The 21286-nt window shown below is 40.5% G+C and carries 21 protein-coding genes and 1 pseudogene; 13 read left to right on the top strand and 9 right to left on the bottom strand.

Going from position 1 to position 21286, the window contains the following annotated elements:
* The first annotated feature begins 66 nt into the window (after positions 1-66).
* On the top strand, positions 67-1641 hold the full coding sequence (gene pckA / locus G6W43_RS01685) for a phosphoenolpyruvate carboxykinase (ATP) (protein ID WP_180997211.1): 1575 nt from the start codon (positions 67-69) through the stop codon (positions 1639-1641).
* Positions 1642-2083: 442 nt separating this feature from the next.
* Here pckA and G6W43_RS01680 read toward each other — a convergent pair whose 3' ends face one another.
* The 4 genes from G6W43_RS01680 to G6W43_RS01665 all read right to left on the bottom strand — a co-directional run bounded on the left by G6W43_RS01680 (position 2084) and on the right by G6W43_RS01665 (position 5521).
* Positions 2084-2776 (bottom strand): aspartate/glutamate racemase family protein, encoded by a 693-nt coding sequence (locus G6W43_RS01680; RefSeq protein WP_009294309.1) that lies wholly within the window; start codon positions 2774-2776, stop codon positions 2084-2086.
* A gap of 164 nt (positions 2777-2940) precedes the next feature.
* Entirely contained in the window at positions 2941-4296 is a 1356-nt protein-coding gene (locus G6W43_RS01675; RefSeq protein WP_103558830.1) for a cation:dicarboxylate symporter family transporter, read from the bottom strand.
* A gap of 11 nt (positions 4297-4307) precedes the next feature.
* A complete protein-coding gene (locus G6W43_RS01670) occupies positions 4308-4802 on the bottom strand; it encodes a peptidylprolyl isomerase (protein ID WP_012001370.1) in 495 nt (164 codons plus the stop codon).
* A gap of 11 nt (positions 4803-4813) precedes the next feature.
* The gene (locus G6W43_RS01665; RefSeq protein ID WP_009294306.1) at positions 4814-5521 is read right to left on the bottom strand and encodes a YebC/PmpR family DNA-binding transcriptional regulator; all 708 of its coding nucleotides are present in this window, start codon (positions 5519-5521) and stop codon (positions 4814-4816) included.
* Positions 5522-5671: 150 nt separating this feature from the next.
* Between G6W43_RS01665 and G6W43_RS01660 the strand changes: the two genes are divergently transcribed.
* The 4 genes from G6W43_RS01660 to G6W43_RS01645 are packed head-to-tail and all read left to right on the top strand — an operon-like array spanning position 5672 to position 9147.
* Positions 5672-6226 carry a GNAT family N-acetyltransferase gene (locus G6W43_RS01660; RefSeq protein WP_107944411.1) on the top strand — a complete coding sequence of 185 codons (555 nt, stop codon included), beginning with the start codon at positions 5672-5674 and terminating at the stop codon, positions 6224-6226.
* A complete protein-coding gene (locus tag G6W43_RS01655; RefSeq protein WP_009294304.1) occupies positions 6223-6426 on the top strand; it encodes a heavy-metal-associated domain-containing protein in 204 nt (67 codons plus the stop codon). The genes G6W43_RS01660 and G6W43_RS01655 overlap by 4 nt, the downstream gene beginning before the upstream one ends.
* A gap of 1 nt (position 6427) precedes the next feature.
* The gene (locus tag G6W43_RS01650) at positions 6428-8605 is read left to right on the top strand and encodes a heavy metal translocating P-type ATPase (protein WP_107944410.1); all 2178 of its coding nucleotides are present in this window, start codon (positions 6428-6430) and stop codon (positions 8603-8605) included.
* Between the two features lie 2 nt (positions 8606-8607).
* A complete protein-coding gene (locus tag G6W43_RS01645; RefSeq protein WP_103567568.1) occupies positions 8608-9147 on the top strand; it encodes an oxidoreductase in 540 nt (179 codons plus the stop codon).
* A gap of 2 nt (positions 9148-9149) precedes the next feature.
* On the opposite strand, the gene G6W43_RS01640 is transcribed toward G6W43_RS01645, so the two are convergent.
* On the bottom strand, positions 9150-9539 hold the full coding sequence (locus G6W43_RS01640) for a hypothetical protein (RefSeq protein ID WP_103617029.1): 390 nt from the start codon (positions 9537-9539) through the stop codon (positions 9150-9152).
* Positions 9540-9809: 270 nt separating this feature from the next.
* On the opposite strand from G6W43_RS01640, the gene argH reads away from it, so the two are divergent.
* The 3 genes and pseudogenes from argH to G6W43_RS10835 all read left to right on the top strand — a co-directional run bounded on the left by argH (position 9810) and on the right by G6W43_RS10835 (position 12339).
* Positions 9810-11210 (top strand): argininosuccinate lyase, encoded by a 1401-nt coding sequence (gene argH / locus G6W43_RS01635; protein WP_194169000.1) that lies wholly within the window; start codon positions 9810-9812, stop codon positions 11208-11210.
* A gap of 457 nt (positions 11211-11667) precedes the next feature.
* Positions 11668-11973, top strand: a pseudogene (locus tag G6W43_RS10840) (methyl-accepting chemotaxis protein); the annotation flags it as partial.
* Between the two features lie 57 nt (positions 11974-12030).
* Positions 12031-12339: a CZB domain-containing protein gene (locus tag G6W43_RS10835; protein ID WP_375338548.1), complete on the top strand. Its 309-nt coding sequence runs from the start codon at positions 12031-12033 to the stop codon at positions 12337-12339.
* Between the two features lie 40 nt (positions 12340-12379).
* On the opposite strand, the gene G6W43_RS01625 is transcribed toward G6W43_RS10835, so the two are convergent.
* The 3 genes from G6W43_RS01625 to G6W43_RS01615 are packed head-to-tail and all read right to left on the bottom strand — an operon-like array spanning position 12380 to position 15260.
* Positions 12380-13576 carry an MFS transporter gene (locus G6W43_RS01625; protein WP_194168999.1) on the bottom strand — a complete coding sequence of 399 codons (1197 nt, stop codon included), beginning with the start codon at positions 13574-13576 and terminating at the stop codon, positions 12380-12382.
* 1 nt (position 13577) lies between these two features.
* Positions 13578-14783 (bottom strand): copper resistance protein NlpE, encoded by a 1206-nt coding sequence (locus G6W43_RS01620; protein WP_194168998.1) that lies wholly within the window; start codon positions 14781-14783, stop codon positions 13578-13580.
* A gap of 48 nt (positions 14784-14831) precedes the next feature.
* Positions 14832-15260, bottom strand: coding sequence for a copper resistance protein NlpE (locus G6W43_RS01615; protein ID WP_194168997.1), 429 nt, complete (start codon positions 15258-15260; stop codon positions 14832-14834).
* A gap of 80 nt (positions 15261-15340) precedes the next feature.
* Here G6W43_RS01615 and G6W43_RS01610 point away from each other — a divergent pair, with 80 nt between their 5' ends.
* Both G6W43_RS01610 and G6W43_RS01605 read left to right on the top strand, forming a co-directional pair.
* Positions 15341-16255 (top strand): SPFH domain-containing protein, encoded by a 915-nt coding sequence (locus G6W43_RS01610; protein ID WP_021089647.1) that lies wholly within the window; start codon positions 15341-15343, stop codon positions 16253-16255.
* On the top strand, positions 16252-16644 hold the full coding sequence (locus G6W43_RS01605) for an NfeD family protein (protein ID WP_194168996.1): 393 nt from the start codon (positions 16252-16254) through the stop codon (positions 16642-16644). Before G6W43_RS01610 ends, G6W43_RS01605 begins: the two co-directional genes overlap by 4 nt.
* Before the next feature lie 20 nt (positions 16645-16664).
* Here G6W43_RS01605 and G6W43_RS01600 read toward each other — a convergent pair whose 3' ends face one another.
* Positions 16665-16877: a hypothetical protein gene (locus G6W43_RS01600; RefSeq protein WP_021084729.1), complete on the bottom strand. Its 213-nt coding sequence runs from the start codon at positions 16875-16877 to the stop codon at positions 16665-16667.
* A 132-nt stretch (positions 16878-17009) separates the two neighbouring features.
* On the opposite strand from G6W43_RS01600, the gene G6W43_RS01595 reads away from it, so the two are divergent.
* Genes G6W43_RS01595 through recG form a run of 3 tightly spaced genes read left to right on the top strand, consistent with a single transcriptional unit; the run spans position 17010 to position 21090 of the window.
* Positions 17010-18056 carry a dehypoxanthine futalosine cyclase gene (locus tag G6W43_RS01595; RefSeq protein ID WP_194168995.1) on the top strand — a complete coding sequence of 349 codons (1047 nt, stop codon included), beginning with the start codon at positions 17010-17012 and terminating at the stop codon, positions 18054-18056.
* Positions 18057-19286, top strand: coding sequence for a M16 family metallopeptidase (locus G6W43_RS01590; RefSeq protein WP_194168994.1), 1230 nt, complete (start codon positions 18057-18059; stop codon positions 19284-19286). It begins immediately after the preceding gene.
* Complete coding sequence (gene recG, locus G6W43_RS01585) at positions 19276-21090, top strand: ATP-dependent DNA helicase RecG (RefSeq protein WP_194168993.1); 1815 nt, start codon at positions 19276-19278, stop codon at positions 21088-21090. The genes G6W43_RS01590 and recG overlap by 11 nt, the downstream gene beginning before the upstream one ends.
* Positions 21091-21286 lie beyond the last annotated feature (196 nt).

The following is a 21286-nucleotide window of genomic DNA, read 5'->3' as shown; positions in this document are numbered from 1 at the left end:
TTAACATTTTGATGACTTTTAGGTCAGAATTTATAAAGAAACGAAAATTTAAAAGGAAACAACATGATAAATAAGCTAGACGAGCTAGGTCTAAAAGAGATCAAAAAGATAAATCATAATCTAAGCTACGACGAGCTTTTTGAGCTTGAAAAGGCAAACAATGAGGGCAGAGTCTCAAGTAACGGCACATTTATGGTTGATACTGGAATTTTTACAGGCAGAAGCCCAAAAGATAAGTACTTTGTCAAGCAAGATCCAAGCCAAAAATACATCGCTTGGGGCAAGATAAATCAGCCTATCACAAAAGAGCTTTTTGACAAGCTTCTTAAAAAAGCAAAAGAGCAGCTAAGTGGTAAAGAAATTTTCATCCAGGATGCATTTTGTGGAGCTAGCAAAAAGAGCCAAAAATCAGTCCGCTTTGTCACCGAAGTAGCGTGGCAAGCGCACTTTGTAAAAAATATGTTCATCCGCCCAAGTGAAGCGGAGCTGGCTAAATTTGAGCCTGATTTTGTAGTATATAACGCTTGCAAGACAAAAAATGAGGACTTCAAGGCTGACGGGCTACATTCAGAAGTCTTTGTCATTTTTAACATTGAAGAAAATGTCGCAGTGATCGGTGGCACATGGTATGGCGGCGAGATGAAAAAGGGCATTTTTTCTATGATGAACTACTGGTTGCCACTTGAGGGCAAGCTAAGCATGCACTGCTCTGCAAACGTAGGCGAAAAGGGCGATACAGCGCTATTTTTTGGTCTATCTGGCACTGGCAAAACGACACTTTCAACCGATCCAAAACGCAAACTAATAGGCGATGACGAGCACGGCTGGGACGATGATGGCGTGTTTAACTTTGAGGGCGGCTGCTACGCAAAATGTATCAACCTTGATCCAAGTAGCGAGCCAGAAATTTACGCAGCGATCAGGCGTGACGCTCTACTTGAAAACGTAGTGGCTGATGAAAACGGAGTGGTTGATTACAAAGATGGCTCAAAGACTGAAAACACACGTGTGAGCTATCCGATCTATCACATCGACAACTACGAGCCAAGCTCAAGCGCAGGCCATCCAAAAAATATCATCTTTTTAAGTGCTGACGCTTTTGGCGTGCTTCCTCCAGTTGCAAAGCTGACAAAAGAGCAGGCGATGTATTATTTTTTGAGTGGCTATACAGCAAAAGTTGCTGGCACAGAGCGTGGTATAACTGAGCCTGTAGCTACTTTTAGTGCTTGCTTTGGCGAGCCATTTATGCCACTTCACCCAACCGTCTATGCAAAACTGCTTGGTGAGAAGATCGATAAACACGGCGTTAATGTCTATCTTGTAAATACAGGCTGGAGCGGCGGTGCTTACGGCGTTGGCAAGCGTATGAGCATAAAAGCAACTCGTGCTTGCATAAATGCGATCTTAGACGGCAGCATCACAAAATGCGAATTTGAAAATTTTGATAAATTTAACTTCGCTATCCCAAAAGAGCTCGATGGTGTCGAGACAAAACTGCTAAATCCAATAAATACATGGACACACCCAGCTGAGTACAATATTTCACGCGACAAGCTTGCAAAGATGTTTGTTGAAAATTTCAAACGCTACGAAGATGTAAAAGAGGGCGTTGAGTACGCCAAAGCTGGTCCAAAAGCTTAAAAATTTTATGCCCTTGCGGGTATTTTGCCTGCAAGGCTTTTTAAATTTAAACTATCAAATAGTAAAAATTTTAGAGCTATAAAATATAGCTCTTTTTCAAATTTCTAATATAAAATTTAAAACATTTTGCGAAATAGCTCGGTCAAATTTAACTAGATTTTCTAAAATTTTCTCAACAAAAAAATTACTCTTTATAAGCCTTAAAAATTTAATCGCCTGACATCAGAAATTTTAATACAAACGATCTTTGTAGCTAGAACTAAAATTTAGCCAAAACGAACCAGCTAAATTTAAAGCAAAACACTCAATTTCACTAGACTTTCTAAAGCTTCTCGCTATAAAACCACACTTTTTAAGCTCTAAAAATCACCCAAAAATTTTTTAATATAAGCAATCTTTGTAGTTAAAACGAAAATTTGGCCAGATATCTGGCCAAATTTAATCAAAATACTCTCTTTTCTAGTCCAAATTCTACGCCAGCTTTTGCTAGCTCAAATGTCGCATCTATAAATTTATACTCGCTGCTGATAAATGGTAAAAACATCGGTATCTCGGTGCAACCTGCGATATAAACGTCAGCTTCAATGTTTGAAAGCACTTCGTAAAATACCGGCACATACTCTTCTAGCTTGCCAGCTTTGACGCCTTTGTAGATGCACTCCATGATGACATCTTGCGTCTCTTTGCTAAAATCCACGCTCTTTAGCCCGCGCTCTTTTAAAATTTGATCATAAACGCCAGCCTTTTTTGTGCCACTTGTTGCGATGACAGCGATATTTTTAGCGTGTGGATATTTCTTTTGCAAGGCATCTACTGTAACTTTTGCAATGTGCAAAATTTTTACTCCAGCCTCTTTTTCTATGCTTGGAGCAAAGTAGTGAGCTGTGTTACAAGCCATTAGCATCGCCTCGCAGCCAGCATTTTTTAAAAGTTTAGCACTTTGAATTAGCTTTGGAAGCGGACTTTCTCCCTCGCCCATGATAAATTTTGTCCTATCTTCTATCTGAGCGTATGAGTCGATAACGATGTGTAGGTGCTCTTGATCGCAAGTTGCTGGGGTTATATCGATGATCTTCTTGTATAAATCAGCCGTGGCAAGTGGTCCCATGCCGCCTATGATGCCTAATGTCTTCATAACTCCTCCAAATTAAAATTTTCAATAATTATAATATTAGTTTCTATATTTAAAAATAAAATTTCTAAATTTTCATTTGGTATTGTAAAAATAGGGGATAAGCACTTTAAGTTTTGAAGTAAATTTTATGATAAAAAGGGGCGATTTGCCCCTTAAAAATTCTATTATGAGTGGAAGTGAAATTCGTCTGGATGATCTAGTGCGTATCTAAATTTCTCCATATCGACCTTTTTATCCCAGATAGATACGATCATGCAGCCAACGGCATTGCCGCAAAGGTTACCAACAGCACGCATCTCTGACATAAATTTATCAACGCCAAGTAGCACAGCCACGGTGACGACTGGTATGCCAGTGCTTGGAAGTGCGCTTAGTGTGCCAGCAAGGACGACAAAGCCAGATCCTGTAACGCCAACCGCGCCTTTACTTGTGATCATTAGCACGATTAGTATGCTTATTAGGTGCTCAAAACTTAGCGGGATATTAAACGCTTGAGCTAAGAAGATAACGCTTAAGCTTAGATAGATGTTGGTGCAGTCAAGGTTAAATGAGTAGCCAGTCGGGATGATAAGACCAACTGCGCCTCTATTTATACCAGCTGCTTCTAGCTTTTGCATAAGTGGTGCAAGAGCTGTCTCGCTCGAGCTTGTCGCAAAAACGACCAAGACCTCTTTTGAGATAAAGCGCATAAATTTAAAGACATTGACCTTGGCAAAGTAGCAAATGACGCCAAGCACGACAAAGATGAAAAAGCAGCTTGCAAGTGCCATAACGACAAGAAGCTCCATCATGCCAAGAAGCGTTCCGATGCCAAATTTACCGATCAGATAAGCCATCGCCGAAAAGGCAGCCACTGGGCTAAATAGCATAAGCCAAGTAAGTAGCTTTAAGACGTAGTGCTGGATAAATTCAAGCGGTTTTAGACAAGCTTGCTTTTTATCATGAGCAAGTAGTGAAAGCACGATGGCAACGACTATCGCCATGAAAAGCACTTGAAGTGTGTTTGACTTTATGAATGGATCAAGTATATGCACGTAAGGGAAGATGTCATCTACTGGCACAGCGCCTCTTAAAAGGTGAAGCGTATGTGCTAAAAAGCCGCTATTTGCGTCCATGTTGCCAGCTTGAGATGTAAATTTAGCTACGCTTGAGGCGTCAAGCTGAGTGTAGTCAAGGTTCATGCCGTGTCCTGGACGAAGCGTCTCGCCAAAGATGATACCAACAGCAAGAGCAAGCGTACTAACTATCTCAAAGTAGATAAACGCCTTAAGTCCGATGGTGCCAAGATCTTTTAAGCTCTCAAGTCCGACGATACCTGAGACGATTGTTAAAAAGATGATAGGGCCGATTAAAATTTTAAGGGCTTTTATAAAATAATCAATGCCTGGCTTACTCGCTATGCCAAGCTCAGGTGCGACCATACCAACGATAACACCGCCAACTATACCTATCACAACCCAAATGGCGAGATTGGTAAATAGCCTCACAAAGAGACTTTTTTGCGTTTTTGCACTATCCATAAATTCCCCTTTTATAGGCTCTCTTTGATCTCTGCTGAGAGGATCTTGTCGCCTTGTCTGATAGCATCAAGCACCTTTAAGCTCTCGTCATCAGCGCACTTTCCAAAGACTGTATGCACACCGTCAAGATGAGGTTGCTTGCTGTGGCAGATGAAAAACTGCGATCCGCCAGTGTCGCGACCTGCATGAGCCATGCTAAGGCTGCCACGCTCGTGTTTTACCTTTTGGTTATCGCATTCGCATTTTATTCTCCAGCCAGGACCGCCTGTGCCTGTGCCATTTGGGCAGCCGCCTTGGATGACGAAATTTGGTATAACTCTGTGAAAATTTAGGCCATTATAAAAGCCTGTTTTTATCAAATGGACAAAATTTGCAACAGCTTGCGGTGCATCCTCGGCAAAAAGCTCAAGTTTGATATCGCCTTTTTCTGTCTTTAAAACTGCAAATTTATCTTTTTTTAGCTCGTCTAAATTTATATCATAAACTTTTAACTCATCAAAACGCATGTTGCTCCTTTTTACTCGATATTTGTATAAACTGCTTGGACGTCATCGTCGTCTTCTAGCTTGTCAAGAAGCCTCTCGACCTCAAGCATTTGCTCTTCATTTAGGCTCACGGTTTGATTTGGTAAGTACTGAAGTGAAGCTTTTTTAACTACTAAATTTAGCTTCTCTATGCCTTCATGAAGTGTGCCAAAATTTGCATAATCGCCATAAACAAATAGTGCGTTTTCATCTTCTTCGATGTCGCTTAGTCCGTAATCAATCAGCTCAAGCTCGATCTCTTCGATATCTGCACTTGGTTTTTCAAGCTCAAAAACGCTCTTTCTTGTAAACATAAAGCTAAGGCTGCCACTTGGCAAAATTTCTCCGCCATTTTTGCTAAATATCGCTTTTACATTTGCAACTGTTCTTGTTGGGTTGTCAGTAGCGCACTCAACGATGATTTGCACGCCGTGAGCTGCTTTGCCGTCATAAAAGATAGTCTTGATATCAGCGCTATCTTTGCCATTTGCTCTTTTTATAGCCGCATCGATGTTATCTTTTGGCATATTTTCAGCTTTTGCTGCTGCGATGGCTGCACGAAGTTTTGGGTTCATATCTGGATCACATCCGCCATCTTTTGCCGCTACAGTTATAGCCTTTGCAAGTTTTGGAAATACCTTGCTCATCTTATCCCATCTAGCTTCTTTTGCCGCTCTTCGGTACTCAAATGCTCGTCCCATAAATATCCTTAAATAAATTTTTTACGGATTATAACTAAAAAAATTTTATACTTTTTTAAAACATTTTTAGTTTGCCTGTTAAAGTGCATAATTTGCAAATTTGAAAATAATATTTGGTAAAAATTTAAGCTAAAGGCATATAATCATGCCATGATAAAAAATGCTCAAAAACAAGATGCAAAAATCTGCATAAAACTACTAAATTTAGCGATGGAGGATATCGCCTACAAGCTAAGTGGCTACGACGATCCTGCAAAAAGCGACGAAATTTTAGAGAAATTTTTTAAAAGCGAGACAAACAGACTTAGTTATAAAAATGTTTATGTCTATAAACGTGACGACGTGATCATCGCTGCTATGTGTGCTTATTTTGGTGGCGACGCGTGGCAGTTTGATAGAGAAATTTCTCAGCATCTAAAGGCGCTTGGCAAAGATGCCCAGATAGAAAAAGAGTGCTTTGATGATGAGTTTTATATAGATAGCATCGCTGTAGATGAGAAATTTAGAGGCCAAGGGCTAGCAAAAGAGCTTATCTTGCACTCATTTGCCAAAGCAAAAGAGCTAGGACATAAAAAGGTCTCGCTGATAGTTGATGTAAATAAGCCAAAAGTTCGTAAATTTTACGAGAGTCTTGGCTTTAAATTTAACACCAAAAAGATCATAAATTTACACGAATACGACCACATGATAAAGGAGATAATATGAAAACATTTGAGGTAAATAACGTGCATTGCCAAAACTGCGCAAATACTATAAAAAACGCACTTGAAGATGACTTTGGCGAGATAAAAGTCGATCTTAGCAAAGAGCCAAGGCAAGTAAGCGTCGATATAAAAGATGGCGATGTAGAGAAATTTAAATCAGAAATGGCTGATCTGGGATTTGACGTTATAAAGGAGCTTTGATATGCCTTTAAAAGTCAAGCTAAATATAGCGGGAATGAGCTGCGTAAATTGCTCAAACGCTATCGAGAAAGTTTCTAAAAAGATAGATGGGGTGCTTGAAGCAAATGTAAATTTTGCAAACGCAAGCGGTGAGTTTGTCCTAAAAGACGCCAGCGTGCGTGAAGTTTTAGAGCAAAAGATAAAGAAGCTTGGCTACTTTGTGGCGACAAATATTGATGAATTTGAAGCCAAAAGAGACGAGCATATAACTGCGATCAGAAATAAATTTATATTTGCATTTATAGCAAGCATCGTGATAATGGCGCTTGAGATGTTCGCACCTCAGAGCTTGCTAGTAAATTTACTCATGCTAGTTTTAGCATTTTTGGTGCTAGCTTTTAGTGGCAAAGACTTCTTTGCTCACGCCATAGAGGCTGTTAAAAACAAAAACTACGATATGAACGTGCTTGTAGCTCTTGGAAGCGGCAGTGCGTTTTTATACTCGCTTTTTGTTGTGATCTTTTCAAATTTCATCCCAGATGATCTAAAAAACGTCTATATCTCGGGCGCAGCGATGATAATAACCTTTGTTTTGCTAGGTAAGTATCTTGAAGAGCGCTCAAAGGCAAAGGCAGGCGACTACCTAAAGACACTACTTAAAATTTCGCCTAAAACCGCCTTTTTGGTCATGCCAGACGGACAGAGCAAAGAGGTAAATGTAAATGAGCTAAAAGTAGGCGACATCGTCATCGTAAAAAATGGCTACAACATCCCAAGTGATGGCGTGATAGTTCAAGGTGGCGCTGAGATAGATGCTTCTATGCTTACAGGAGAGAGCTTGCCAGTTTATAAAGAGGTGGGAGATAGCGTATTTGCCGGCACTCTAAACACAAATGGCTACATAAGCGTCAAAGTGACAAAGAGTTCTTTTGAAAGCTTGCTATCTCAAATTTTAAGCCTATTAAGCGACGCTAGCTCTAAAAAGATGCCTATCGGACGGCTGGCTGACAAGATAGCAAACATCTTTGTACCAAGTGTGGTGGCGATCTCAGTTCTTACATTTTTAATATGGATAATTTTTAGTGGAAATTTCGCCTATGCGATCTCTAGCGCGATCTGCGTGCTTATCATCTCATGCCCATGCGCACTAGGACTTGCCACGCCAATAGCAATCGTAAGCTCCCTCGCGCGTGGTGCAAAAGCTGGGATTTTGGTGAAAAATCCAGAGGTTTTGGAGCTTATAAAAGATGCTAAATTTGTAGCATTTGATAAAACTGGCACGCTAAGTAAGGGGCTAATCAGCGTCAAGAGTTCAAATTTGAGCGAAAAAGAGCTAGAGCTAGTGGCATCTGCTGAAAATTTAAGCGAGCATCCGATCTCAAAAGCGATCGTAAGATACGCAAAACAAAATTACATAAATTTACAAAAGCTAAATGGCAAATTTCAAAACGTAGTTGGTCAAGGCATCGTCTATGAAGATGAAAGTAACAAGATAATAATAGGCAATGAAAAACTGCTCGCAGCAAACAATATCTTGCTAAATGAAGCTGATATTGAGGCGATAAAAGAGGCTACAAATGATGGAAGCGGCGTCATACTTTGCGCGCTAAATCAAAAATTTAGTGGCTTTTTAACGCTAAGCGATGAGCTAAAAAATGAGGCAAATAGCGTTATAAACGAGCTTGCAAGGCTAAATTTACAAAGTGTGATCCTATCAGGTGACGATAAAAAAGTAGTGGCAAATATCGCTAGCAAGCTAAATGTGAGCGAATACTACGCAAATATGCTACCTGAGGATAAATTTAACAAGGTAAAAGAGCTCATGAGCCGAGGTGGCGTGATCTTTGTTGGGGACGGCATAAACGACTCGCCATCACTTAAAGAAGCAAGTGTTGGCATCGCTATGAACTCAGGCTCAGACATCGCTAAAGGCGCTGGTGATATCGTGCTTGTAAAAAACGATCTGCGTGGCGTGAGCGGGCTTGTAAAGCTTGCAAATGCGACTATTGCTAACATAAAAGAGAATTTATTTTGGGCATTTATGTATAACGCCATTTGCATACCAGTGGCTGCTGGAGTTCTCTATCCTGTCTTTGGGCTGCTTCTAAGCCCAGTTTATGGCTCTATGGCGATGTGCTTAAGCTCGGTCACTGTTGTGTTAAATGCGCTTAGACTTAGATATTTGAAGCTTAAGGATTAAATTTGAGACTTGGAGAGCTTTATAGCGTCGTAGCGGCTGCACTTGCTACAAATTTTAATGGCATCTTGGGTGTCTCATCTTTTATGCGTATCAAAAAGACAAGTGCGTGGATAACGCAGACAAAGAGTGATGCGAACGTAAAAGGAAATGAGCTTTACGCTAAATTTATCAAAGATGAGAGCAGTGCGGCTCTGTGTGATGATTTTGTCATTTTGAAGGCAAAATTTGAAGCAAGCTACTATTTCTCAAGCGCAAAAGATGATTTGGCACAATTTTACAAGGCTATAAATTTTGAGCCAAAAATGGGTGAGGTTGATAGCATCTCAAATCAGCTCATTTTGATAGCAAATATCTTAAAAAAAGAGGCAACAAAAGAGTCTATGCAGCTTCTTGCTGCTTTTAGCCTCTCATTTTTCTTGCCTTATGCCGAGCAACTTGCAAAAGAGCTTGAACAAAATGCTAGCAGTAACTTCTATAAGTCAATGGGATACTTTTTAGAGGATTTTTGTTTGGTTTTAAAAACTATTATCGGTAAGGCTTAGTCTTAAGCCTGTACCATTTCTGTCATCTGAGTTTTAATACTTAAAATGTTATTCTGAATGCTTGATTGTTCTAAATTTAGATGATGAAGCATTTGCATAGAATCACGATCTTTCAGGTATTGAATGCTTGAAATTTGATCAGCTATATCACTTCTTTGATCTTGTAATTTTTCTAAATTTTTTTGTAACTCTGTGACATCTTCTTTTCTAATAATTGTAGGTTTTTGTCTAACTTCTTCTCTTTGTTCGACATGCACATCATTACTTCTAACGATATCTTTTGTACCATAGCCAGAAGATACTAATATGCTGGTTTTAGCGCTACTTGATGATATAGATGTGTAGCCGTTATGATAGAAAACATTTGAGTTCATATTTGCATCTATTTGCATATCATCCTTCCTTTTTAGTTTATTTCTTCATTTAAAACTATATCGGCAATAAATCAAAAAACTTGAAATAGTTTTTAAAAAGTTGCTGGGCGAATTATATTTTAATAACCTTAAATGTAAATTATATATATAACTTTTTTACTACTCTAGCATAATTTTTATATTACATTTCTCTTTTTTGATCAAAAAATTTTATTTTTAAAATGCTTGTAAAAGCCTAGTTAAGCACCATTTTGTTAAAATCACGCAAAACTAATCAAAGGCAAAGCTATGAAAAAAGATGAAAACGCACATAAAAAGATGTGGGAGGGCAGATTTAGCGAGGCTAGTTCGAAGTTGCTTGAGGAATTTAACGCTTCTATAAATTTTGATAAAAATCTTTTTGAAGAGGATATCGCTGGCAGTAAGGCGCACGCTAAAATGCTTGGCATTTGCGGAATTTTGAAAAAAGACGAGTCAGAAGCGATTATAAAGGGGCTTGATGAGGTTTTGGCTGAGATAAGGGCTGGTAAATTTGCTTTTAAGATAGAGGACGAGGATATCCACATGGCCGTTGAAAAGCGCCTTAGCGAGATCATCGGAGCTGAGCTTGGAGGCAGGCTTCACACAGCTAGAAGCAGAAATGACCAAGTTGCGCTTGATTTTAAATTTTACGTTTTGAAGAAAAATTTAGAAATTTCATCTCTCATTAAAGAGCTCATCGCCACGCTTGCAAATTTAGCCAAAAACCACAAAGATACGCTAATGCCAGGCTACACGCACCTTCAGCATGCCCAGCCAGTAAGCCTTAGCTACCATTTGCTAGCATACGCGTTTATGTTTAAGAGGGATTTTGAGCGATTTGTTAGCTCGTATGAGCGAAACAACCTAAGTCCGCTTGGCTCAGCAGCCCTTGCAGGCACGCCGCACAAGATAGATAGAACTATCGTTGCAAGCGAGCTTGACTTTGCAGGCTGCACGCAAAATGCGATGGATAGCGTGAGTGACCGCGATTTTGCGCTTGAAATTTTATTTAACATTAGCGTTTTTATGACGCACGCTTCTAGGCTTTGTGAAGAACTCATACTCTGGAGCTCGCAGGAATTTGGCTTTGTAAGCATTAGCGACGCTTACAGCACAGGTAGCTCCATTATGCCTCAAAAGAAAAATCCAGATGTCGCCGAGCTCATACGCGGCAAAAATGGGCGTGTAAATGGCAATTTAGTAGCACTGCTAACGACGATGAAGGGTTTGCCACTTGCTTACAATAAAGATATGCAAGAAGATAAAGAGGGCGTTTTTGATAGCGTTTCGACCATTTTAAGCTCGGCTACTATCCTAAATGAGATGATAAAAACGGCTAAATTTAATGAAAAAAACATGCTAAAAGCGACAAAAACAGGGCATCTAAGTGCCACTGATCTAGCGGACTATCTAGTGCGTGAGAAAAATATCCCATTTAGAACGGCGCACTTTATCACCGGCAAGGCTGTCGCAAAGGCTGAAAGCTTGGGGCTTGATCTAAGTGAGCTAAACAAAGAGCAGCTAAAAAGTGTCGATGAAAATTTAGATGAAAATGCCATTAAATTTCTAGATCTACACGCTTCAAAAGAGGCCCGCACTTCAAAAGGTGGCACGGCAAATAAAAGCGTTGAAGAGCAAATTAAAATTTTAGACGACTGGCTTAAGTAAAAAGAGTTATAATTACGCAAAATTTACAAATTTTAAAGGATGAAAAATGTTTTTTGACAGCAAAAGCAAAGAGCTTGGTAGTAAAAATGAAGCTTTAGAAAGAGAAAATGAAGCTTTAAAGGCTGAGATTTTAGCACTTAAAAATGAGCTAAAAAATGCCAAAACTTGCGAGCCAAAAGAGCAAGCTAAGGATAAGCAAGAGGCTGTAAATTTGCTGCTTACTAGCTATCAAGATGGTATGAATTTCTTACAATCAACCATCGAAGAAAACCTAAAAATGCTTGAAAATATAAACCATTTAAATGAAAAAACCTTCAAAGAAACAGGCGAGCTCAAGTCTCAAACGGCTGAAATTTTAAGCTCGATCGAGCAAGTAAGCCAGATGAGCGGCGATCTCTCAAATGACGCCTCTTCACTTGATGGAAGCGTAAATTCTATCGTTGAGATCATAAATCTCATAAAAGATATCTCAGATCAGACAAATTTGCTAGCGCTAAATGCTGCTATCGAGGCAGCTCGTGCGGGCGAGCATGGACGAGGCTTTGCAGTCGTTGCAGATGAGGTTAGAAAGCTTGCAGAGCGCACACAAAAGGCTACGCTTGAGGTTGAAGTAAATATAAATGGCCTTAAGCAAAGCGCAAACACAATGATCGAAATGAGCGAGAGTTTTTCTAAAATTTCAGCAAATGCGATGCAAATTTTAGGAGGCTTTGAGGGCAACATCTCAAGCGTAAATGCCAACACGCAAAACATCCTAAATCAAGCTCTAAACGTAACAAACGAGGTCAATGTAAGCAACGGCAAGATAGATCACATCAACATGAAGCTAAATGGCTACCGAGGCGTCTTGCTTGGCGAGATAAATAAAATTCAAGACGTGCATGAGTGTAGATTTGGCAAGTGGTATGAAAAGGATGTGAAAAATACCATCATCAAAGATCCAAGAACCCTCTCAAGCATAGCTGCGCACCACGAAAATGTCCATCACGGACTAGATAAGGCTATGGCGATTTTTGCTGACAAAGATAAGGGACATTTAGCAGGTGTCGAGATACTAAAAGATGTCGAGCACTCAAGTAAAGCAGGCTTTGAAGAGCTACTTGAAGCAGTAAAAGCCGCTAGAAAGTAAGCAAATATAAATGGCTTGATTTCTAGCCATTTATATGCAACTATCTTATCTCATACCTTTTTGAAACTACGTGGTAGTAAAAGGCTCCAATGAAAAAGAGGCTTCCCATAAAGGTTGCGATCATCTCCACGCTTAGTCCAAGCTCGTATAAAAAGCCGATCGCAAATGAGATAAGCGCGCTAAATCCAAGAAAAACCATATCATTATACGCGATCACTCTGCCGTAAAACTCTTTTTGACAGTTTTGCTGAAGCAGTGTGTAGGTGTAGCTCCAAAGGCTTGAGGTGCAAAATCCTGCAAAGATGATGCCAATGAGTGAGAGATAAAAATTTCGCAAAGAGAGCGCCCAGATGATGATGCCAAGCCCTTGACCGATATAGATGTAGATGAGAGTTTTTTTATTCATAAATTTACTAAGTATGGCCGGTGCAAACATAAGCGAGATCGACCTTGAGGCGTTTAGTAGGCCAATAACCAGCGAAGTTGAGAGCAAATTTGCGTATTTATAATCGGCTAGAAGCGCGATCAATGCGTCATAAGCAGTGATACCAACAAAGGCGTGCAAAAATATAAGATGCACAATGAGCCTATTTTCTTTTAGATATTTAAGCCCATTTTTGAGCATTTTTAGAGGTTTTTCTATAAATTCTGGCTTTAGCTCGTCTAGCTTTAAAAGATATAAAAAGCCAAAACTGCAAAGATAAAGAGCTCCGTCGAGCAAAAAGGCGCTTTTGATGCCAAAAAAGTGTATATAAACGCCAGCAAGCCCCATGCCAGCGGTGTATGAGACCGCCCAGATGATCGAGTGGATCTCGTTTGCAAGCTTTAGGCTCTCTTTGCTTAAAATTTTTGGTAGCACGCTCATTTCTACTTGAAAATACATCCCGCCAACGCCGTTTCTGACAAAAATGATAAGCAAAAGCAACCATAAATAATCAAGTGAGTTTATAAAAAGCAGCATAAAAACGCTTATGGTCTCAACCGCCATCATGATAACAAGCATCGGTTTTGGGCTAAATTTATCAACCAAAATGCCACTAAACGGAGCGATGACAACGCCTGGGATAAACGCCATCGCCGCACTTAGTGTAAGCGCCCAAACAGGAGCATCAAGCGAGATAAGTAGCGTAAAGATGCCGGTGTGCGAGAACCACACACCAAAGTAGCACATGAGCTGGACGGTGCTTAAAAGGCGGAAATTTCTCTCGTCCTTTAAAAGCTTAAGATACTCTTTCAAGCTACTGGTTCCACATGAGGGTTATCTGCTCTATTTGCGCCTCGTCTGGGATCTGGCTTAAATTTGTTATCTCTTGTGCAAGCGGATTTTTAAGCTTTATAAGCATGTCGTGGCTGTCTATTTTTAGATAGATATTGTTTGCGTCGCTTTGAAATTTAGAGATAACAAGGGCGTTTTTTATATCTTTGAAATTTGATTTTAGGCTGATATTTTCAGGAGTTTTAAACTCATTTGAGTAAATTTCAATGCTTGTGATGATGCCATTTAGCAAGGTGTATTCAAAAATTCTCTCGTTTTTGCTTGTGACGATGTAGCTATTTTCTTTTTTTGTATTGTCTCTTTTTATGTTTTTTGCGCCATAAAATTTCATCACATCAGCATTTGCTGACTCGTTTGTAAGTTTCGCAAAAAAGCCCTTGCCAAAGAGGCTAGATCTGCCTTTTTCTCTTTTGTAGTGTCCGCTTATGTGAGCGTTTTTGCAAATTTTATCGTTTGCGATTATGAAGATGTCGTTAGCGGTTTTATGCACGCTTAAAGCCACACCTTTTTCGTCTAAAAGGTAAAAAATGCCCTTGTCATAAAGCAGCTCTGAGCTAAATTTACAAAGTGGTGAGCCATCTTTTAGCGATGAGTAAAAGCTTATCTTTGCGCCATTTTTGCTAGGCACAAGCACAAGCTCTAAAAAGCCATTTTTGTCTTTAAATTTATAAAATCTAGCAAAAAAACTATCTTTATAAGCCTTATTTACTGGCTCGTAGTTATAAATTTGAGCTAGCACGCCAACTCGTTTATTTTTCTTATCATCAAGCTGAAGAAGTGAGTTTTTGTTTGGCACAAAGTAGCTAAGCGCGCCACTTTCATCTTTTAGCACGATAGCGCTCTCATCAACATCAAATGTGCCACCTTTTTCTACCAAGGTGGCAGCCTTATCCATCGTAAGCATAGTTTTTGTGTAGGTTTTGTCTTTATTTAGAGTTAAGATAGTCTTTACGCCCTCGCAGTTTGAGCATGGCAAGGTGGTGTAGTAGCTCGTGTAGATAGAGTTTGAAAGTATTAGTTTTTCTGGTTTTTTGGGTTTTTCATCTCTAAGAAGAGGTTTTTCTTCTTTTGATTTTTGTGTTTGCTCTTGATTTTGTGGCTTTAAATTTTCATTTTTCGCGCAGCCGATGATGAAAAATGAGATAAGTATGGCAAAAAGATATTTCATTTGCAACTCCTTAAAAATTGCAAAATTATATCATTTTGCCTTTAAAATTTATTTTACGCGTTTAAAGATGTATTTGTCTTTTAGCTCGCCAGTGACCTCTTTTTGATCCATGTCAAGCATCTTTAGGTTCTCGCCATCGATCTTATAAAAGCTCTTCTCTTTATACTCATCAACGGTTGTGATAACGCCGTTTTTGACTGAGTATTTGCCCTTGCTAACGGCTTTGTAGTTGTCTTTTGACTTGTAGTTCATCACACTTTCAAATGTGCCGTCTTTTTTTAGTGTGAGGGTTGAGTCTATGCCCATGCAGCTAGCGCAAGGTAAAAATGCCTTGTAAGTGCCTTCGATGCTGCTTACTGGAGCCATGCAACTGCCTTTTACTTCACATTTGCCTTGTGGGACGCTCGTGCTTTGGTTTGACGTAGCGCAACCTGCTAAAAGTAGAGCCGCACTTAGTGCAAAGATAAATTTTTTCATGCTGATCCTTTTTGAAAATAAAATTTAAAATGTATTATAATACTTAAGAAAATAACAAATTATAAATTAAAGGAGAGAAGATGCAAGTTGAGACATTTGGCGTTTTAGTCGTTGTTTTGGTCATTTTTGCATTTTTGTTTTTAAAAGCTGGCATCAAGATCGTATCGCAAGCAGATAACTTGCTGATCGAGCGACTTGGTAAATTTCACAAGGTGCTTGACGGGGGATTTCACATCATAATCCCATTTGTCGATCAGATAAGGGCGATCATAACTATAAAAGAGCAACTCGTTGATATCACAAAACAGCAAGTCATCACAAAAGATAATGTTAATATAAGTGTCGATGGCATCGTCTTTTTAAAGGTATTTGACGCAAAAATGGCGGTTTATAACGTCGATAACTACAAGCGTGCCATTGCAAATTTAGCCATGACAACGCTTCGTGGCGAGATAGGCGCGATGAATCTTGATGATACGCTAAGCTCTCGTGACCGCCTAAATGCCGCACTTCAAGTGGCTCTTGGCGATGCAGCTGGCAACTGGGGCGTAAAGATCATGCGTGTGGAAATTTCTGAAATTTCTGTCCCGCTTGGTATAGAAGAGGCGATGAATATGCAGATGAAAGCTGAGCGTGAAAAGCGCGCGATCGAGCTAAAAGCCTTGGCTGAAAAAGAGGCGCTAATACGCAACGCAGAGGCACTAAAACAAGAAAAAGTGCTTCAAGCAGAGGCGATAGAGCGTATGGCTGATGCGAAAAAATACGAGCAAATCGCCATCGCAACGGCTCAAAAAGAGGCTATGGATATGATAAATGATAGCATGAGCAAAAACGCAAATGCGGCTGAATTTTTGCTTGCGCGTGACAGGGTAGGGGCATTTAGCGAGCTAGCTAAAAATAGCTCAAAAGATAAAATTTTAGTCCCTTATGAGGCAGCTGAGCTCATCGGCTCGCTTAGCGTTTTAAAAAATTTCTTAGCTAAGGATAAGGCGTGATCAGCCCCTATATAATGTTAGCCATCGGCGCGGTTTTATGCGCCCTTGAATTTACGCTATTTTCGTTTTATCTACTATTTTTTGGCCTAGCTTTTATCATCGTCGGAGCGGTAAATTTTGGCTTTAATTTTGAGTGGCCATATCAAATTTTAGGTGTGGCAGGACTTGCCATTATCTTGCTTGTGCTTTTAAAAGCGCCGTTAAAGAGTAAATTTATGGCTAAAAAAGAGAGCTTTAACGAGGAGTTTTTGGATGAGCCAGGAGTTGGCGAGATCAGAGAAAATATGGTCTATTTTAAAGGCACACTTTGGAAGTATGACGGAGCGCTAAAAAACGGCGAGAAAGTGCAGGTCTTAGGCACCAAAGGCGATAAGGTTATATTAAAATAAAGTGCCATTTGGCACTTTAGTTATTTTGCGTGAGCTGGACAGCCTGCTGGCATTTGCTCATGCATCGCACCTTGCATGCCATGATGTGGGCAGCTTGGCATATTTTCTTGCATCATTTTTTGATGATGAGCACATCCACAACTTGCTCCTTGAGGCTTGGCTGGTTTTGGCTCGTTTTTGGCACAACCAACTAAAAATAGCCCGCAGATAACGGCAAATATAACCTTTTTCATAACTTGCTCCTTTAAAGAATTTCTCACATTTTAGCCTTTAAAAATTAATTTTTCATAACGCCTGATTTATCATATTTAAAAGCATTTTTGGCTAAACTCTCGCCCAAAAATAAGCAAAATAAAAGGTTAAATTTGAAAAGACTTAGTGTAAATGAAGCCATCGATCTTATAGAAAATGCACCGCTTCACGAGCTTGGCAAGATGGCGCTAGCTAGAAAAAAAGAGCTTCATCCAGATAATATAACGACCTTCATCGTAGATCGCAACATCAACTATACAAATGTCTGCTGGGTGGATTGTAAATTTTGCGCATTTTACCGCCATGCAAAAGAAGAAGACGCTTATGTGCTAAGTTTTGAGGAGATCGGCAAGAAGATCGAGGAGCTAATCGCCATTGGCGGCACGCAAATTTTATTTCAAGGCGGTGTTCATCCAAAGCTAAAGATCGAGTGGTACGAGGAGCTTGTCGCCTACATCAGCAAGCACTATCCAAGCATCACAATACATGGGTTTTCGGCAGTTGAGATCGACTACATCGCAAGAGTTTCAAAAATTTCTACAAAAGAGGTCCTAAGACGCCTAAACAAAAAGGGCCTATACTCGATGCCAGGGGCTGGAGCGGAGATATTAAGCGATAGAGTGCGTGACATCATCGCCCCAAAAAAATGCGATACCGCAGACTGGCTTCGCATACACAAAGAGGCGCACGAGCTTGGCATGAAAACGACTGCTACGATGATGTTTGGCACGGTTGAGAGCACTCGTGAGATAGTGGAGCACTGGGAGCATATCAGAAATTTACAAGATGAAACGGCCGGATTTAGGGCATTTATACTTTGGAGCTTTCAAGGGCTAAATACAAAGCTCATGCAAGAATTCCCTGAGATCAAAAAACAAAGCTCAAACGTCTATCTAAGGCTTCTTGCAGTCTCAAGGCTCTTTTTGGATAACTTTAAAAATATCCAAAGCAGCTGGGTCACGCAGGGCAGCTACGTAGGTCAGCTAGCGCTTCTTTTTGGCGCAAACGACCTTGGTAGCACGATGATGGAAGAAAACGTCGTAAAGGCCGCAGGGGCAAGCTTTAGGATGAATCAAGATCAGATGATCGAGCTTATAAAAGATGTTGGAGAAATCCCAGCTAAGCGCAACACAAACTACGATATTTTGGAGAAATTTTAGATGAAAATTTTAGATATCAATGTAAAAAATATAAAAATTCCAGTCGTTTTTGAAAGCTCAAAAGCGATGCCAGTAGTTAGCCTAAAACTAGTTTTCAAAGCAGCTGGTAGCTCGCAAAATGGCAAACTAGCAGGCCTTGCAAGACTTAGTGCAAATTTACTAAACGAAGGCGATATGAAGCTAGGCTCGGCTAAATTTGCCAAAGAGCTTGAAGTAAGGGCGATCAGCCTAAATGCAAGCTGCGGCTTTGAGACATTTTGCATAGACCTAAACTGCCTAAAAGAGCACTTTGCTTTTGCGTGTGGCAAGCTAAAAGAGCTCCTGCTCGCTCCAAATTTAACTGATGATATCCTAAATAGGTGCAAAACCGTCACACTTGGCGAGATCGCAGCAAATGAAAACGACTTTGACTACGTAGCAAGACAGGGGCTTTTTGAGCTTTTGTATCCAAAAAGCGTGCTTTCAGAGCCTAGTATCGGCACTAAAAAGAGCATAAAAGCGATCACGCTTGAAGATGTGAGCAAATTTTTAAACGAGCATTTAGACCTTTCAAATTTGCTTTGCGTGCTTGGTGGCGACATCGACGAGAAGCAGACAAAAGAGCTAGCTAGCGTTTTAGAAATACTAAAACCTGGCAAGGTGCGAAAACTAGAGCGCTTTAGCCCAAGTGACAAGTGCGAAAGCAGCGAGATCATCAGGCAAAGCGAGCAGGCATACATCTACTTTGGCGCACCGTTTAATGTAAAACCTGAGGAGAAATACAAGGCCGCAGTGGCGACATTTATCCTAGGCGAGGGCGGCTTTGGCTCGAGGCTCATGGAGGAGATCCGCGTGAAAAGAGGGCTTGCATATAGCGCCTACGCTAGAAATTTGCTAAATCTCTCTTACAGCCAGCTTTACGGCTACATGCAGACAAAAAATGAGAAAAAAGATGAGGCTATTGCCGTTATAAAAGAGGAAATTTTAAAATTTAGTAAAAAAGGCGTTAGCAAGGCCGAGCTTGAGCAGGCGAAGAAATTTTTACTTGGCTCGTTGCCACTTAGACTTGAGACACTATTTAAACGCCTTGATATCGCGCAAGGCGAGTTTTATGAGCATGGCGAGCTTGGGGCATTTTTAAAGGACCTTGATAAAATTTCAGCCCTTTCGCTAAGTGAGCTAAATAGCTTCATAAAAGCCCACGCAGAGATCAATCAGCTAAGTTTTTGCGTCCTAAAAAATGAAATTTGAAGCAAGCGACAGAGCAAAACTTCTAAAAATAGGCGTGCTTAGCCTGCTTGACCTTGCTCTCGTGCTACCAAAGGGCTTTGAGGATACGACGATCGCTAAGAGCCCAAGAGAGGGGCAAGTCTGCATAAATGTAAAGATCACCTCACTCGCCTCGCGCCCTGGCATGCTGACAGCACTTGCCTTTTGCGAGCAGTGGCAAAGTAGCGTAAAGATCGTCATTTTTAACGCAAAGTCTTGGCACTACGGCGCTTTTAAGACAGGCAAGGAGATGGCGATATATGGGCTTTGCTCCTACGCCTTTGGCTCGTGGCAGATCGTAAATCCAAAAATCACCACAAAAATAGGTCAGATCGTGCCTAAATTTAAGACCGAGTTAAAAGATGAGGAGCTAAAAAAACTCATCTTAAAATATCTAAATTTACAAAATTTAATGGCCGAAGGTTTAAACGAAAAAGAGGCTAAATTTCTAGCCGATCTGCAAAGGCTAGATGAGCAAAGCGTGCAAATTTTATATCGCCTAAAAAATGATGGCGAGGGCTTAGAAATTTTAAAATTTGTAGAAATTTTTAACTACATAAAAAAGCTAAGTGCCAAAAAAACCTACTTTAAAAGCCCAAAAATCAAGCTTTTTGATATAAGCTCTTGGCTTAAGAGCTTGCCATTTACACCGACAAACGACCAGATAAAAGCGGTAAATGACATCAGAGACGACCTTAGCGCCGTGCAGGCAAAAAGGCGCGTCATAATGGGCGATGTGGGAAGTGGCAAGACGCTAGTGATCCTAGCAGCTGCGCTTAGCGTCTATCCGCAAAGTGCCATTTTGATGGCGCCAACAAGCATCTTAAGCGAGCAAATTTATAATGAAGCAAAGAGGCTGTTGCCCGCTTTTATGAACGTGATGCTGGTGCGAAGCGGGGAGAAAAAGATAGACTTTAGCGGGGTAAATTTGATCGTTGGCACGCATGCGCTGCTCTTTCACGAGCTGCCAAACTCGCCACTTGTCATGGTCGATGAGCAGCACCGCTTTGGCTCAAACCAGCGCAAAAAGATAGAGGAGCTTGCCTCAAACGAGGACGAGCGAGCAAATTTCGTGCAGTTTTCAGCTACGCCAATACCAAGGACGCTAAGTTTAATCCAGTCTGAGATCGTAAATTTTAGCTTTTTAAAGCAGATGCCGTTTAAGAAAAATATAACGAGCCAAATTTTAGGCGCTAGCGAGTTTGGCTTTTTGCTAACTCACATCAAAAAGCAGCTTGCAGGCGGCTTTCAAGTAGCCATCATCTATCCGTTAGTCGAGAGCAGCGAGAGCTCAAACTACCAAAGTCTAAGCGAGGCGCAGGGTTTTTGGCTAAAGAATTTCAAAAATGTCTTTGTCACGCACGGCAAGGACAAAGAGAAAGAGGAAATTTTAAGGCGGTTTAGAGAAGAGGGCGAAATTTTGCTCTCAACAACCGTTGTTGAGGTTGGCATTTCGCTACCAAGGCTAAATACGATAGTGATCGTGGGGGCTGAGCGGCTAGGGCTTGCCACACTTCATCAGCTGCGAGGCAGAGTGGGGCGAAATGGCGGCGATGGGTACTGCTTTTTATTTACCAAGCTAAAAGAGGCGCCAGCAAGGCTAAAAGAATTTTGCGCGACAAATGACGGCTTTAAGGTGGCCGAGCTTGATCTGAAAAACCGCCAAAGCGGCGATATACTAAATGGCTTTTTTCAGCACGGAGCAACCTTTAACTTCTACGACTACGAGGACGATATCACGCAGGCTGCAAAGATGAGAGTGGCTGAGCTTAAAAATAACGCTTAAATTTGATCTTTTGGGTTGCGTTTAAATTTAGGGCGGATGATTGCTTTTGGCTAATGGGATATAAATTTGCGTCAAATTTAAGATGAGGGCGCAAGCTTTTATGGCTAGCTTTAAATTTGATAGAAGATGACAACTATTATGCAGTTGATTTAGCTTTATCGCGACTGGTCTTATCTTTTTCAATATCGCTATTAAT

It is taken from the genome of Campylobacter concisus, assembly GCF_015229965.1.
Classification (GTDB): domain Bacteria; phylum Campylobacterota; class Campylobacteria; order Campylobacterales; family Campylobacteraceae; genus Campylobacter_A; species Campylobacter_A concisus_BD.
Note: the sequence above shows the minus strand (reverse complement) of the source record. Positions and strands in the feature narration are given on the sequence as shown.